This window comes from Lysinibacillus antri (assembly GCF_003977595.1).
Lineage (GTDB): Bacteria > Bacillota > Bacilli > Bacillales_A > Planococcaceae > Ureibacillus > Ureibacillus antri.
Map to the genome: position 1 here is coordinate 1 of NZ_RYYR01000024.1, position 14,736 is coordinate 14,736.

The 14,736-nt window shown below is 35.2% G+C and carries 12 protein-coding genes and 1 pseudogene; 10 read left to right on the forward strand and 3 right to left on the reverse strand.

Annotated features, from left to right (window positions below; genetic code table 11):
- Positions 1-491: 491 nt before the first annotated feature.
- The 4 genes from EK386_RS14810 to EK386_RS14825 are packed head-to-tail and all read left to right on the forward strand — an operon-like array spanning position 492 to position 5,522.
- Positions 492-2,111, forward strand: a complete 1,620-nt coding sequence (locus tag EK386_RS14810; RefSeq protein ID WP_246027687.1) for a GGDEF domain-containing response regulator — start codon at positions 492-494, stop codon at positions 2,109-2,111.
- Positions 2,112-2,291 carry a hypothetical protein gene (locus EK386_RS14815; RefSeq protein ID WP_126659963.1) on the forward strand — a complete coding sequence of 60 codons (180 nt, stop codon included), beginning with the start codon at positions 2,112-2,114 and terminating at the stop codon, positions 2,289-2,291.
- Entirely contained in the window at positions 2,288-2,656 is a 369-nt protein-coding gene (locus EK386_RS14820) for a response regulator transcription factor (RefSeq protein ID WP_126659964.1), read from the forward strand. Before EK386_RS14815 ends, EK386_RS14820 begins: the two co-directional genes overlap by 4 nt.
- Complete coding sequence (locus EK386_RS14825) at positions 2,646-5,522, forward strand: ATP-binding protein (protein WP_126659965.1); 2,877 nt, start codon at positions 2,646-2,648, stop codon at positions 5,520-5,522. Before EK386_RS14820 ends, EK386_RS14825 begins: the two co-directional genes overlap by 11 nt.
- Before the next feature lie 58 nt (positions 5,523-5,580).
- On the opposite strand, the gene EK386_RS14830 is transcribed toward EK386_RS14825, so the two are convergent.
- Entirely contained in the window at positions 5,581-6,543 is a 963-nt protein-coding gene (locus tag EK386_RS14830; RefSeq protein ID WP_126659966.1) for an aldolase catalytic domain-containing protein, read from the reverse strand.
- Positions 6,544-6,856: 313 nt separating this feature from the next.
- On the opposite strand from EK386_RS14830, the gene EK386_RS14835 reads away from it, so the two are divergent.
- Positions 6,857-7,402, forward strand: a complete 546-nt coding sequence (locus EK386_RS14835) for a hypothetical protein (RefSeq protein ID WP_126659967.1) — start codon at positions 6,857-6,859, stop codon at positions 7,400-7,402.
- 47 nt (positions 7,403-7,449) lie between these two features.
- On the opposite strand, the gene EK386_RS14840 is transcribed toward EK386_RS14835, so the two are convergent.
- Complete coding sequence (locus EK386_RS14840) at positions 7,450-8,628, reverse strand: MFS transporter (RefSeq protein ID WP_126659968.1); 1,179 nt, start codon at positions 8,626-8,628, stop codon at positions 7,450-7,452.
- A 137-nt stretch (positions 8,629-8,765) separates the two neighbouring features.
- Positions 8,766-9,968, reverse strand: a complete 1,203-nt coding sequence (locus tag EK386_RS14845) for a YbfB/YjiJ family MFS transporter (protein WP_126659969.1) — start codon at positions 9,966-9,968, stop codon at positions 8,766-8,768.
- Positions 9,969-10,145: 177 nt separating this feature from the next.
- Here EK386_RS14845 and EK386_RS14850 point away from each other — a divergent pair.
- From EK386_RS14850 to EK386_RS14870, 5 genes and pseudogenes are all read left to right on the forward strand, one after another.
- Positions 10,146-10,346: pseudogene (locus EK386_RS14850) on the forward strand (SDR family oxidoreductase); the annotation flags it as partial.
- 205 nt (positions 10,347-10,551) lie between these two features.
- On the forward strand, positions 10,552-11,658 hold the full coding sequence (gene menC, locus EK386_RS14855) for an o-succinylbenzoate synthase (RefSeq protein ID WP_126659970.1): 1,107 nt from the start codon (positions 10,552-10,554) through the stop codon (positions 11,656-11,658).
- A gap of 642 nt (positions 11,659-12,300) precedes the next feature.
- Positions 12,301-13,341 (forward strand): YkvI family membrane protein, encoded by a 1,041-nt coding sequence (locus EK386_RS14860; RefSeq protein WP_126659971.1) that lies wholly within the window; start codon positions 12,301-12,303, stop codon positions 13,339-13,341.
- Positions 13,342-13,450: 109 nt separating this feature from the next.
- Positions 13,451-14,173: a YybI family spore inner coat protein gene (locus tag EK386_RS14865; protein ID WP_126659972.1), complete on the forward strand. Its 723-nt coding sequence runs from the start codon at positions 13,451-13,453 to the stop codon at positions 14,171-14,173.
- A gap of 67 nt (positions 14,174-14,240) precedes the next feature.
- Positions 14,241-14,633, forward strand: coding sequence for a hypothetical protein (locus EK386_RS14870; protein ID WP_126659973.1), 393 nt, complete (start codon positions 14,241-14,243; stop codon positions 14,631-14,633).
- Positions 14,634-14,736 lie beyond the last annotated feature (103 nt).

Sequence of the window (14,736 nt, forward strand, 5' to 3'; positions counted from 1 at the left end):
TATAAAATAATAGCCTTCAATCCAAAAAAAGCAGTGGATTGAAGGCTATTCGCCGTGCGTGCCGGAAGGTGCGTTATTTTTTATTTCGGGCTTACTTATTAAATAAAGTAACTTACTAAACGAAGAAGTATAGTCAACACAAGCTATGTAGAATAAGATGGACATAGCACGTTTTAAAAACCAAAAAGTGTATCAGAGGGAAAGTTTTTAGTTCTGTGATATTGTAAAGTGAAACGGTATAATTTTATCCCGCATTAACGGGCAGTAAAGACTCCCACCTCAAGACTTAAGTAGAACAAAAAGGATAGGTGGGAGATCAACTGCCCGTAAAAGCCCGATTGATTCAACTAACAATCCGTGGGGGATGAAGAAAACCCCCACGGATTGAAGTTTCACTTTATTAATTTAATAGAATGTATCGTGATAAAAGTAATGGACTCTTGTATGATAATTTTTAATAATATAAGAGCATTGGGAAGGTGGAACTATTAGTGGATTTACAAAAGTACAAAAATCTACTTTTTCAAAATATAAAAAAGGAATTAACGAATTGGTTTGAATCAGAGGAAGTTGAAACAATCTCTTCAACAGAAGTTTATCGATTTCTTCATTCCTTAAAAGGAACAGCTGGAACATTAAATCTTGAAGGATTAGCTCAACTGGCGCGTAATTTGCTTGCCGAATTAGATGAAAATAGCGAATATAATTGGCTCAAAAAGGATCTAAAAGACTATCTATTTCAATTAATTGAATTAACCTATGAATATGAACATTTTGAAGAAGAGCAAACTGTAAATAACCGAGAATGGCACCATGATACACAGCTCGTACAAATTGTAGATGATGATATTTCAATGCTTATTTTATTAAAGGATGTATTAGAGGAAAAGGGATTAATGGTCATTACCAATGTGGATCCCGAAAAAGCGGTTGAGCAGTATTATGAGTTACAACCGGATTGTTTAATTATCGATATCCATTTACCAACAAAAAATGGTTTTGAAATTTTAAATGAAATTCAGCAACATAACGAAAAATATTTTATTCCTAATATTATGATTAGTATTGATCATGATAAAGAGACTAGAATAAAAGCTTTTCAGAATGGTGCGGATGATTTCATTTCCAAGCCAATTGAAATTGATGAATTTTTAGTTCGCATCGAGCGACATTTACAGCGCAAGAAAATTTTTGATCAATCTGTTTTAATTGATGAACTAACACAAGTGTACAATAGACGATTTTTGGAAGATAGCTATACAAAACAATTACATGATTTAAATAGAACGGGACAAGTCTTCACAATTTGTATTTTAGATTTGGACTATTTTAAAAAGATAAATGATACATATGGCCATTTAACAGGCGATCAGGTTTTAAGTGAATTTGCACAATTCCTAAAAAATGAAGTACGTAAAGGTGATATGGTTTATCGAGTGGGTGGAGAGGAATTCTCTATAATCTTCCCAAGAGCAAATGATCTAGAAGTACAAAAATGTGTAACCAATATGATTACGAGGTTTTCAGAAAAAGTCTTTACACACGATGAGAAGAAATTTTCTATAACGTTTTCTGCCGGAGTTTATACAGTGAGTAACTCGGATACATCGCTAAAAGATGCCTTGAGAGAAGCGGATGTTGCTTTATATGAAGCAAAGCGTTTAGGACGGGCAAGGGTTGAACTATCTCACAACAGTGTGGATTTGTATAATAAAAAAGTTCTTCATATATCGGTGGTCGATGATGATATTATTATTCGTTCGATTTTAGAAAAGCTTCTGCGAGGTATCCAAGATGAAAGACTCGATATTAAAATTGGAATTTATGAAGATGGGGCGACTTTCCTACAATCAGAATATGCACAAAATGGGGAGAATCACTTCCTCATATTGGATGGTATGATGCCAGGTATGGATGGTTTGGAAGTACTTCAAGCGATAAAAGGTGGGAAATATGCCGATCGATTTACTGTCCTTATGCTAACAGGAAGAAAACGAGATGAAGATATTGCAAGTGCTTTAAAATTAGGTGCGGATGATTACGTAACAAAACCCTTTAGTACGACAGAACTAGATGCAAGAATTAAGCGACTTTTAAAAAGAGTGAAATAAATGTTGGCCGATCAGATAAGGAGCTTAACTGCTTTAAATTTATTAAGTATGAAATGGAGTACGACAATGAATACCCTCTACTCCATTGAAGCTTTAAAAATGGATACGCTCATTCCTATTATTTTAAAAAGAGTTGCCTATCGTAAAACAACAAATGAAGGGAAAGAGGAAACACAATGAAGAAAATCTTATTAGCCGAAGATGAAGCCGTACTAAGAATGTTAGTTGTTGATACATTAGAAGATGAAGGCTATGAAGTGGTTGAAGCAGCAGATGGACAAGAAGCCTTAGATCTGTTTAATCCTGGTGAGTTTGATCTCTTAATCTTAGATTATATGATGCCTATTTTTAGTGGATTGGATGTTATTAAGAAAATTCGTTCAACAGAAAATGGAAGTCGAGTAAAAATACTGATGTTATCTGCAAAAAGCCAACAAAATGAACAAGACCGAATTTTAGAGGCGGGTGCAGATTATTTTATGAGTAAACCATTTAGCCCGATCAAACTAATTGAACGGGTCGAGGAAATTATAGATGAAGCTTAACGATCAAATAAAAAAGAGTTTCTCGAATCAGATTGTTTATTTATTCGGAATCAGTATTTCATTTTTTATTTTAGGGACAATTCTATTATTTTATATACAAAATGAATTAAATGATAAATATATTGAAGAACGGGAACAAATAGTCTATGAACGTAATTTACTTATTAAAATAAACGACCTATATGATACAACGTTTATTGATATGTTGTCCTATTCAGAACTAATCACGCCTCAAATGGAAAGCAAGTTATTAAGTCAGGAAGAGGAGATTGAAAAATTAACTACTGCGCTTGAAATACCTTTAGAAACTTATAAGGTTGATGGTGTAAACACAGACATGATTCGTGAATTCTCCGCTGATTTTTTTACAGTTTTATTACCTTCTTATTTAGCAAGAAATGAAAATGGAGATAATCAACAACTAGATGAATTTTCAAATGAGCAAATAGAAAAATTTCGGGAGTCCATGCTCAATTCAATCATGTTAGTAGGGAAACAGCTTGAAAATAATGTTAAGAAGCTCTCCGTTTACACAACATACATCCAAATAGCATTTATCGTATTTATTCTGATTTTCCTGTTTGTACTACAGCGGATTATTAAGAGAATTTTCAAGAACATTGGGGAACCATTGGCGAAATTTGCATTTGCTGCAAATGAAATTGCGGCAGGTAGGGATGCGGTGATTCAAACATATCCTGAACGGAAAGATGAGTTAGGTTTATTGTCCATTGCGTTTCAAAAAATGGTTTCAACCCTTCAAGTAAAGGAACAAGATTTAATTGCGCATAATGAAGAGTTATTGGCCCAACAAGACGAATTACAAGCTGGACAAGACCAACTACAAGAAACCCTTGGAACTTTACTAGAAAACGAGAAAAAGCTAACTAATCATAGTGCATTAATTAATGGAATATCTACTTCTTTGGATAAAAAAGAAGTATTAAATAGTATTGTCTCGAATATGTGCAAAATTACATTCTCTGATAGTGGGATGATTGCACTGCTTTATGAAAATTCATATGCTTCTTCTGGTGTTTCAGAAACAGGTGCTCGACAATTTATAAGTAACCTACATTCAGGACTTAACCAAAGACTGATCGAAACGAAGAAAGCTTTTGTCATTAAGCGTGAACAGGATATATCTGAAAAGGGATACCACGAAGCGATCAATTATAGTTATGATTTGTATTTACCTATACTAACTACTACTTCTCAAAAAGTAGAAGCAATTATGGTCTATAGCCGATTCGGTTATCCATATACCGATAAGGAAATTGAAGAATATGAAACACTCACGAAACAAATTGCCATTTCACTCGATAAAATCAAATTGTATGAACGCTCAGAGGAAGCAAGAAGCATTAACCAGGATATTTTAAATACAGTGCAAGAAGGTATTCAACTAATTGATCAAAATCGAAACATTATACAAGTTAACCATCAATTATACGAAATGTTTGATAGCTTAGGAGAAGAGGATGTTCTTAGTTTTTCGTGGTCTCAATGGAGTTCTAAGCTAGGTGAAAAAATAAAAGATAAACAATTTATATTTAACCTTGATGAAGCCATTTCAGCTGCTTTGAGAGGTAATGATGAAAAAAGTACGTTTATTTATCAATTGAAGGAAAATTCACATGTCATTCAAGTGTATTGTAAGAAAATCGTGAATGAGGGAAAAGCTGCAGGCACAATTATTGTACATCGTGATATAACAAAGGAATTCGAAGTTGATCAAATGAAGTCTGAGTTTGTTAGTACGGTTAGTCATGAGCTACGTACACCGTTAGCGAGTGTGCTTGGATTTACGGAATTATTGCTCCATAAAGAATTAAAGCCTGAAAGAAAAACTAAGTATTTAAATACTATTTATAGTGAAGCGAAACGATTATCAGCATTAATTAACGACTTTTTAGATATACAAAGAATGGAATCAGGTAAACAATCCTACGAGAAAAAGTATATTGATATACGTCCAATATGGGAGACAGTAATTGAGAACCAACAAGTACAGACTTTAATTCACCAAATCCATTTATCTGTAGATACAGAGCAAACTAGAATACTCGGTGATAAAGAAAAGATCCAACAAATCTTTACGAATGTACTTAGTAATGCAATGAAATACTCTCCAAAGGGTGGAAATATTTATATTCATCTTTATGAAAATGAACATTCCTTAATTATTGATGTAAAGGATGAAGGGTTAGGCATACCAAAAGAATCTATTCCCCATCTTTTTGAGAAGTTTTACCGAATAGATAATACAGATCATCGTCAAATTGGTGGTACGGGTCTAGGGTTATCCATTGTAGCGGAAATTGTCAAAATACACGATGGGACAATTACTGTTGACTCTCAAATCGGAGAGGGAAGTACATTTACACTAACTTTTCCAAAAATTAATATTAAAAAGGAAGACAAACAATTTGCACCTGATAAGGATAATAGCTTAAGTATTCACCATGATGTGGTCATAATTGAAGATGATTTAAGCTTAGCAGATTTATTATTTCAGGAGTTAACGAGCAGTGGCTTTCAAGTCTCTTGCTTTAACAATGGACAAGCTGCTTTAAATCATATAAAAGCATCTCCTCCTGATGCCCTAGTACTGGATATTAAACTAGAGGAAAACGAAATCGATGGTTGGACAATCATGAATGAATTGAAACAGGATGAGCAATTAAAGCAAATTCCAATCTTTATTTCCTCTGCATTTGACGAACAAGAACGAGGGTATTCTTTAGGTGCACAAGATTTTTTAGTAAAACCTTATAGCCCAAGTAAATTATCAAAAGTAATTATGCAAACACTTTTAGAAAATGGCAAACAAGGACAAATTATGATTCCAAAACAAGAAGAATAAATGAAAGGCATCCGAAAAATTTCTTCGGATGCCTTTCTTATTGAGTAGCTTTCATTTTTTATGCTTTCGTTGTAGCTGCAAGGGTAGCTTCAGGTGTTGTAACCATGTCATAAAAATCGACAAAGTTATCACGCTTATCGCTATTTCTGTAAGCCATTGCAACTCGTGGGTGTTCATTTAGCACACCGGAAATCATGAAAGGAATAATATAGCCCCACTCCCACTTTTCACGCATTGCTAACATATGCTTTTCAATAACCCCAAGTATTGGTTTTAATTCATACGTCGTTTTTTGAATATATCCAACTAATAGCTCTGTATGACAGTTCCCAGCAGCTCGTCCCATACCGTATACAGAAGAGTCTAGGAAAGTTACGCCATTTTTCATTGCCGTTAGTGTATTAGCGAATGCTAATTGTAAATTATTATGCGTATGTATCCCAAGTTGCTTATTTGGTAACATCGCTTGGAACTTTTTAATTTGGTATTCGATATTGTCAGGATCTAAGCTTCCAAATGAATCAACAATATACACAACATCAACAGGACTATTTTCAATCATGGCAAATGCTTCAATTAGCTGATGCTCTGGCACACTAGATAACGCCATGATATTTAGTGATGTTTCATACCCTAAGTTATGGAACATATTTACAAGTTCTAAGCCTTTATCGACTTCGCGGATATAGCAAGCTACGCGAATCATATCTAAAACACTTTCTGCACGCGGTAAAATATCATTTGGGTCTACACGGCCAATATCAACAAGGGCAGATAATTTCGTGAATTTTTTCTCAGGAATGATTTCTTTTAGGAAGTCATCATCAAGAAATCTCCAAGGATTTGGCTCCGTTGCATTTAATAGTTTAGGAGAGTTTTTGTATCCAATTTCCATATATTCGACGCCAGCAGCACTTAGGCCATTATACAGGTCTTGAACAAATTCAACGCTAAAATCCCAATTGTTCACTAACCCTCCATCACGGATTGTACAGTCAATAATTTTATGATTATTCTTCATGGTCTAATTCCTCCAGTACGAAAATGTTAGTATGGCTTTAAACGATTTTATGTTGTATAGATATTTTATTAAAATTCCATCATAAAACGTGTGAAATAAGAAGTTCTTAAATCCATAAAGCCCAATAAATTTACAAGATAGTTTTTATTATACAGGTTATTGTCGGACAAAGTAATCTAAATATTTTGTATTTTACGTTAATTAATTAATTTTATCCATGTAATAAAACTTTGAGTGTAGAAGGAATATTATTTAGAATCAAACAAATATTAATAATACCGGATAATTTAAAAACACAGAAAGGAATTTACTCATGGATAAAATTATATTTAGTATAGCATTATTGTTCTTTTCCTTCGCCTTAGCAGCTTGTGGAGATACAACAGAGGAAAACCTTGGCGGGGAAGTTAATAATACAGAAGACAAAGGAAATGTAGAGACTACTGAAGAAAATACAGAAGAAAGTACAGAAGAAGCTACGAATGATGAGCAGGAGCTTAATCAAGCGATTGTAGATAATGAAAATGTGAAAGCTACACTTGTGAAGATTGTTAAGAAAAACGATGAGGTATGGGGAAATACAGTAGAAGTGATATTTGATGTTGAAAATAAACGATCAGATACCATTGAAGTACAAGCACGTAGCGTATCTGTCGATGATCGTATGGTAGATGAAACGATTTTAACGATGAGTCAAGAAGTAGCTCCTGGTAAAGCGGCAACTGCTACGTTAACATTTACAGAAATGGAAGGGTATGAACTGCCTGCCTTTGAAAATAATTTAGAAATGCAACTACATTTCTTTTCATGGGATAATATGGACTATGAAGAGGATCATCCAGTAAATGTTACGTTCTAATAAAAAGAATGACCCAATTGTGTTATCCTTTGGGTCATTTTTTCATGCTATAATGCTGTGTTTGGTTTTTTCCAAAACAGGCCAATGATTATTCCAACTAATAAAATAAGTGTCGCGAAATAATAAGGGAAGTTGAAGTTAATATCAAATAATATTCCACCAATCACAGGTCCAAATATATTCCCAAGGCTTGTAAACATGGAGTTCATTCCACCAATAAATCCTTGTTCGTTTTCCGCTACCTTGGATAAGTAGGATGTAATAGCTGGGCGAATAAGGTCAAAGCCCACAAAGACAATACAAGAAGTTATCATCACAGTCCAATAAGAATTAACGATCGTCATTGTGAAAACGAGAAGAGCAGAAATAATAAAACTGAACAACGTCACTTTTATTTCACCAAAGTATCTTGTTAGATGGTCGAATAATAAAACTTGTGCTATCGCGCCGATTAATCCGCCACCTGTTACTAATATGGCAATATCCGTTGGGGTAAATTGAAACTTATGGTCGACAAATAAACTAAATAACGATTCAAATGAAGCCAAACTAAAGGAACTAAAAAATAGCAACAAAAAGGCAAAAATATAGATGGGAGCAAAGATACGACCTAATCCGGGTTTTAGTTGCGGTGTGGCTTTTTCACTAGTTGTCTCAATCGATTGTCTCTGGGGCTCTTTTAAAAAGATAAAAGAAATAATCACGGCAATTGCGGCTAAAACTGCGGCTGCAAAGAAGGGAATGCGCGGTCCAAATCCTGCTAACAAACCACCAATTCCTGGTCCAATGATAAAGCCTGTATTAATCGCGGCAGACATATATCCGAGTGCTTTTGATCGTTGTTTTTCAGTCGTAATATCTGCTATAAAGGCTGTAACAGCAGGCATAATAAAGGCCCCACTTACTCCACCAAGAATACGTGATATAAATAAAACCTCAACAATCGTACCTAAGCCAAACAAAATCTCGGAAATGCTAAAGATAATCAGACCCAATATAATCATAATTTTACGACCATATTTATCTGCCCATTTGCCTGCAATAGGAGAAACAATTAGTTGGGCAATAGCAAAGGCAGCGACCATGTATCCCATGACAGAGCCACTTAAATTCATTTCATTCATAATGGTTGGCATCACGGGAATAACAAGGCCAATCCCTACGAAAGAGATAAATAAATTACTTAATAAAAGAGCAAAGGTAACTTTTAAATTTTGGGGTTTCACGGTAAATCTCCTTCAATTTCCTAAACAGATAATAGTGTGTGAAACTACTCTCTTAAACATAACACAAAAAATAAAAAGAATATGTATATGAAGGGTGATGAAGATAAGAAAAACAGTCACTCCATAAGAGCAACTGTTTAGGAAAGGGAAGATGGATTGTTTGAGACATCTGGCACAGGGGCACCTTGTTTTCGTTCACTAAACCATTTTCCAAATAAAAGAACCGAGAGCGCTAATGTAACGACGACGCATGCCAATGTTAATGGTGCTTTGAAACTATTAAAATAGGACTCGAAACCACTTGCTAAAATTGGACCAATAATTTGACCGATTGCATAAACCGTTGTTAATGCAGATACAACGGCGCCACTTTGTTTTGGAAATAGCTCTCGTGCATAACCTGTTGATAGCGAAACAATTCCAACAAATGTAAAGCCGAATAAAAAGGCAGATAATAGTACACTCCATGCAGTTTGGAAAAGAACAGGTAGTATAATCCCGATTACCTGTAATATGTAAGCAATAATGAGTACTTTTACCGTAGCGAACTTCGATATCATTTTGCTCCATAATGGTGAAGCAATAGCCGCTGCCAACCCTGTAACGACCCAGCTATAACCTGCATATTCTCTTAAACTTTCAATATTGTAAATAATGTCCACTAAAAACGTACCTGTAATAATATAACCTAGCCCCTCAAGCCCATAAGCTAAAATGAGCCATGGCATCAAACCTTGAAGAAATTTTGTGTCTTTCGATTTTGGTACTTTTTCTGCATCTTTAATTGTAACTTTTCTCCACAGCAGTACCGTTGTAACGAAAAAGAGGGCAGATAACAAACCTAACCCGAGCCACGTCCCTTCCCACTGATAAGATACTTCTATAAAAGGCACTAGTAATCCAGAAATCGCAATACCTAAACCGATCCCTGTAAACAGAAAGCCTGAAAATCTAGTAAGATAGTGGGAAGCTAAATAGTCCATAACAATACTAGATGTTAATACGAAAATATAGCCACCTGTAGCTCCTGCGATAAAACGTAAAATGATCCATAGCCAAAACGTGTTTGTAAGGCCCATTAAAATAATAGAGGCCACGTTTAACAAAACATTTAATAGTAAAACATTTTTCTTATTTCTATAAATAAATCCTGCACCCAGCGCCCCAACGAAATAGCCAATATAATTACTTGATGCTAAATAACCGCCTGCTTCAAAGGACAGTCCTTCATCGATTCGCATAAACGGTAAAATAGGCGTAAATGCAAATCGGCTAATCCCCATCGCAACGACTAAAAGCAACACTCCACCAAAAAGTACCCCTATGTGTTGACGTGACATATTACAACCCCTTTATTTTAAGTTTCCGAAAAATTTCCGAATTTTTTAAAACTGTACTATTATTGTAACATTCTAAAATTTGGAATCAAGAGTGTTAGATAAAGATTGGAACATCTATCTATAGGATGAAGTACACGGAGTTCATGAATAATGGTGTGTCCATGATTTCTAAACATAATGGTAGAAGGTTCATTAAAACAAATTGACCCTGTAAACTAGGAAGCGGTAGGAAAACAATTTGTCGAACCAAATCCAATGAAACGTTTTGGTAAACCTGAAGAAGTTGGTTACCTAGTTGCATTTTTACTGTCAAACCATGCCGACTTTATTAATGCAGCGGTCATTCCAATTGATGGTGGACAAGCATATAAATATTAGTATATTCAATAACCCATTATTAGCTAGATGCGTGCTAACGATGGGTTTTTTCTTTTTTTGCTAGTGAGTAAATCTTGTTATAATTATTGAAAATAGTGATCTACTTGAAAATTAGAGAAATTCGAACAATCCCAGAACTGGAAAAAGGAAAAGAAGTTCATCATTATGTATTCGTTAAAAAGGAGATTTTATTAGGAGGAGCACAATGAAAATTACAGAAGTAACCATTCGCCATTTAAAAATGCGTTTAAAACACCCATTCACTACAAGCTTCGGTACAATCCAAGACAAAGAATTTTTGCTATTAGAAGCAAAAGATGAAAGTGGTCGTATAGGATGGGGAGAGTCGGTAGCGTTTGAGGCGCCTTGGTATAACGAGGAAACAATGAAATCTACATGGTATATATTAGAGGATTTTTTAATTCCGATCATCTTAAATAAAGAAATTTTGCATCCGGATGAAGTGTCCGAAAGTTTTCAAGGGATTCGAAAAAATTGTATGGCCAAATCCACTATAGAAGGCGCGATTTGGGATATCTATGCGCAAACTCAAAATCAATCACTTATGGAAGTGCTAGGTGGGACAAAAGAAAAAATTGAAGTAGGAATCAGCATAGGAATTCAACCTACTATGGAGCAACAGGTGGCAGTTGTTGAAAAGGCCATTAAGGACGGGTATAAGCGAATAAAAGTAAAAATTAAACCAGGCTGGGATATCAATGTGATGCGTACGCTACGTGAACATTTCCCAGATGTACCGATGATGGCTGATGCAAATTCTGCTTATACGCTAGAAGACATCGAATTACTTAAGCAATTAGATGAATTTAACTTAACGATGATTGAGCAACCATTAGCCTATGACGATATTATTGACCATGCTGCATTACAAAAACAATTGAAGACACCGGTTTGCTTGGATGAAAGTATTCACTCTTTAGAAGATACACGCAAAGCCATTGAGTTAGGTGCTTGTGGAGTCATTAACATTAAGATTGGTCGTGTGGGAGGCATATCCGAGGCGAAGAGAATTCACGATTATTGCGAAGAACACGGTATCCCAGTTTGGTGTGGTGGCATGCTTGAATCGGGTATTGGACGAGCACACAATATTGCTTTAACTACACTATCCAACTTTGTGATGCCAGGTGATACGGCGGGCTCAAGTCATTATTGGGAGCAAGATATTATTGAACCAGAAGTTGTGGTGGAAAATGGTTATATCACGGTCCCACAACAAGTAGGAATCGGATATAAACCAAATCTTGAAGCCATTAATCGTTATACGGTTTCAAGTAGAGTGTATAGATAGTAGAATTTCCGGGGTATTAGCACTCCGGATTTTTTATGGAAATTTGAAACTAATTAAAAGGTACTTCGTATATAAATTATTAGAATTGCAATGAAGGAAAGTTTTACGTAACTATTTTGCAAGAAGGAGAAAGAATTTTACTTTGTATCATTGACTGAAAAAAGTTTTCTTTTTAGTCTACATTATTACGATTGCGGAAGCATATTACTCTACGCTATTTATTGAGCCGAAAATGCCTCCACGTCCACAAATCCAAACGATGCAAATGTCTGTTTTACCGGATATAACGATGGTCAACATGCGGTAGCAAGGATCATTAAAATAACTTGGGAGAGAGTCCAATGTACGATTACAAATTCGTTAAAATTGAGGTAGGTCCTTTTAGCGGGCAAGCTATAGCATTGCAACTTATTTTTAAAAGAGAGAAAAAATAAAAGAAGGTTATTTACTTTATATTTAGGGAGCGTTGTTCATTTGGAATAACGCTTTTTTTTCGTAAATTAGGCGAGCCACTTCTACTTTTCTTAGCGAACTTTGGCAAATATTCATTCGGTTTTTTGGTGTATGAATAGAAAAAAGAATCATATGCATATAGAAAGAGCTTGTATTATTTTTTCTAACTTTTGCGAAATGAGGGAATGGGTGAAAAAGAGTTTTCAAATTGGCGGTGCATTTGTTGGCTTAGTTGTTGGAGGAGGATTTGCTTCCGGCCAAGAAATTATGCAATTTTTCACAGGTTTCGGTTTGTATGGTATTTTGGGAGCGTTTGTAGCGGCAATTGGCTTTGCGTTCTTAGGGATGAATGTTGCACAGCTCGGCTATGAATTGCAGACGACCTCCCATAAAGAAGTGGTTTATCATATTGCAGGACGTAAATTTGGGACAATCTTAGATATTTTAATTACGTTCTTCTTATTTGCAGTAACGGTTGCGATGTTTGCTGGCTCAGCATCAACTTTTAAACAGGTATTTGGGATTGACCCATTTATCGGCAGTTTAGTTATGGCCATTTTAACCGTTGCCACATTGATGTTAAATGTAAAAAGTATTATTAATGTCATTGCTGTTGCTACACCTTATTTACTCGGTATTATACTCATTATCGCCATTTATTCTATATACACGATGGATTTATCTTTAACTGAACAAAGTATGTTAGCCCAACACCAAAGAACGGCTGCTCCGAATTGGCTGATAGGTGCATTTCTTTATGTTTCGTATAATCTCGCCACAAGTGTAGCCATGTTAACGGTTATTGGTAGTACGGCGAGTAGTCGGAAATCAGCGGGTATGGGCGGCATCATCGGCGGTGTCATCCTGGGTGTATTAATTTTACTCATCAATATTGCGATGTTTGCCAAAATGGATATCGTTTCGGGTACGGACATGCCAATTCTTGAAATTGCGATTAATTTACACCCGATTGTAGGAATATTAATGGCCATCACATTACTAGCTATGATTTATAGTACGGCAGTTGGACTTTTGTATTCATTTATTATTCGTTTTGTTTCACCCAAAGAGGAGATTTATAAACCGGCCGTTATTTTAGTTGGTGCCATTGGTTTTATGGCCAGTTTTGTAGGATTTACAACTTTAGTTGGCAAAGTGTATTCCTTAATGGGCTATTTAGGCTTTGCACTTATTTTTGTTATTATTTTATCTTGGCTCAATAAGCGGTAACGGAACCCCTCAAATTTGTGGGGTTTTTTAAGTTTTTAGACACATTTCCTAAAAGAAGACATTAATTAAAGATAAACAAAAAAATAATGGGTTAAATAAGGAGAGGGCTATGAACAATTATCATTGGAGACCAATTATGCCACTTATTGTAACGAGTAAAGTGGGAGATGTGACAGGGGATGGATTTCCAGATTGGATATACCTAACTGCCAATAAGCAAGATCCAACTAGCCCGTATTGGGTAAATATTTCCCTCCATATTAAATATGGACGAACAAATCGTATCGAAACATTTGCCTTTCCTGAAAATCAGGGATACAATCCAACAATTTGGTTAGGAGACTTTACTGGAAACGGTATAAATGATGTGTTTGTCGTATTTGATACTGGAGGAAGTGGTGGGATATTAATTGGCTATATTTACTCCAGTATACAAGGTAGAATGGTAAAAATTTTTGATTCTATACAGTTTAGTGAGCAACATCCGTATCAAGTAGTGTATACAAATGGTTATAAAGCACATGTTATAAGTGAAAATCCTCATAAAAAATATACGTTAGATCTTCAATACAAAGGGCAGGAATATTTAAATGAAATTTACGATTCAAACGGCAATTTAAAACAACCGATTGAAGGATGGGTTGATCCGCCAAGTGCTTTATATCCAATCGATATTGCGCGGAATGGAAAGTATGACTTACAGGTGTTACAACAAATTGCAGGTCGTTTTCATGCAGATGGTTTAGGGTATGTAGAAAACTTACTCAATTGGAATAACAACCAATTCACCATTGTCCGTCAAACAGTTGCTATTTATGGTGAGGATATGTAATAAAAACTCGGTATAACCTCCAAAAAACGACGCAAGCTAATATCACACTAATGAAGGAGGTTATTGAATGAAAAAATTATATGCGATTCCAGCTGCATTTTTACTAGCAGGCGCTTTAGCGGGTTGTGGTGTAAATGACGAACGTGCAGTTGAAAATGATGTAATTGACCGAGATGTAATTGATGAAGGTTTAGACGATACAAATATGAATGATCGTAATAATGCAACGGATGATGTAAACAATGGTATGGGTACTAATAATAATGGCACTACAAATGGCACGAATAATGGTACAGGAACAGGCGGTACAATGAATAGTGGCACAATGAATGGTAGCGGTACTGGTAGTGCTGGAACAGGAACAACAGGAACAGGTGGTACAAACAACACTGGCGATGGTGCTATGACAGATCATAATATTAATTCAGCACAAGACAATGGTACTGATAAAAACCAATAATTAATTTATTTTCCCTTAATAAACCGATTTCATTAAAGTGAAGTCGGTTTATTTTTTATATTCATCAAAAACTAATAAGTATTTTTTTCTCTACAATCCTAAA

Excerpts from the sequence above, each read along its gene's own strand:
- EK386_RS14815 (WP_126659963.1), top strand. The coding sequence starts at position 2,112 with ATGTTGGCCGATCAGATAAGGAGCTTAACTGCTTTAAATTTATTAAGT.
- EK386_RS14820 (WP_126659964.1), top strand. The coding sequence starts at position 2,288 with ATGAAGAAAATCTTATTAGCCGAAGATGAAGCCGTACTAAGAATGTTA.
- EK386_RS14825 (WP_126659965.1), top strand. The coding sequence starts at position 2,646 with ATGAAGCTTAACGATCAAATAAAAAAGAGTTTCTCGAATCAGATTGTT.
- EK386_RS14830 (WP_126659966.1), bottom strand. The coding sequence starts at position 6,543 with ATGAAGAATAATCATAAAATTATTGACTGTACAATCCGTGATGGAGGG.
- EK386_RS14835 (WP_126659967.1), top strand. The coding sequence starts at position 6,857 with ATGGATAAAATTATATTTAGTATAGCATTATTGTTCTTTTCCTTCGCC.
- EK386_RS14845 (WP_126659969.1), bottom strand. The coding sequence starts at position 9,968 with ATGTCACGTCAACACATAGGGGTACTTTTTGGTGGAGTGTTGCTTTTA.
- menC (WP_126659970.1), top strand. The coding sequence starts at position 10,552 with ATGAAAATTACAGAAGTAACCATTCGCCATTTAAAAATGCGTTTAAAA.
- EK386_RS14865 (WP_126659972.1), top strand. The coding sequence starts at position 13,451 with ATGAACAATTATCATTGGAGACCAATTATGCCACTTATTGTAACGAGT.
- EK386_RS14870 (WP_126659973.1), top strand. The coding sequence starts at position 14,241 with ATGAAAAAATTATATGCGATTCCAGCTGCATTTTTACTAGCAGGCGCT.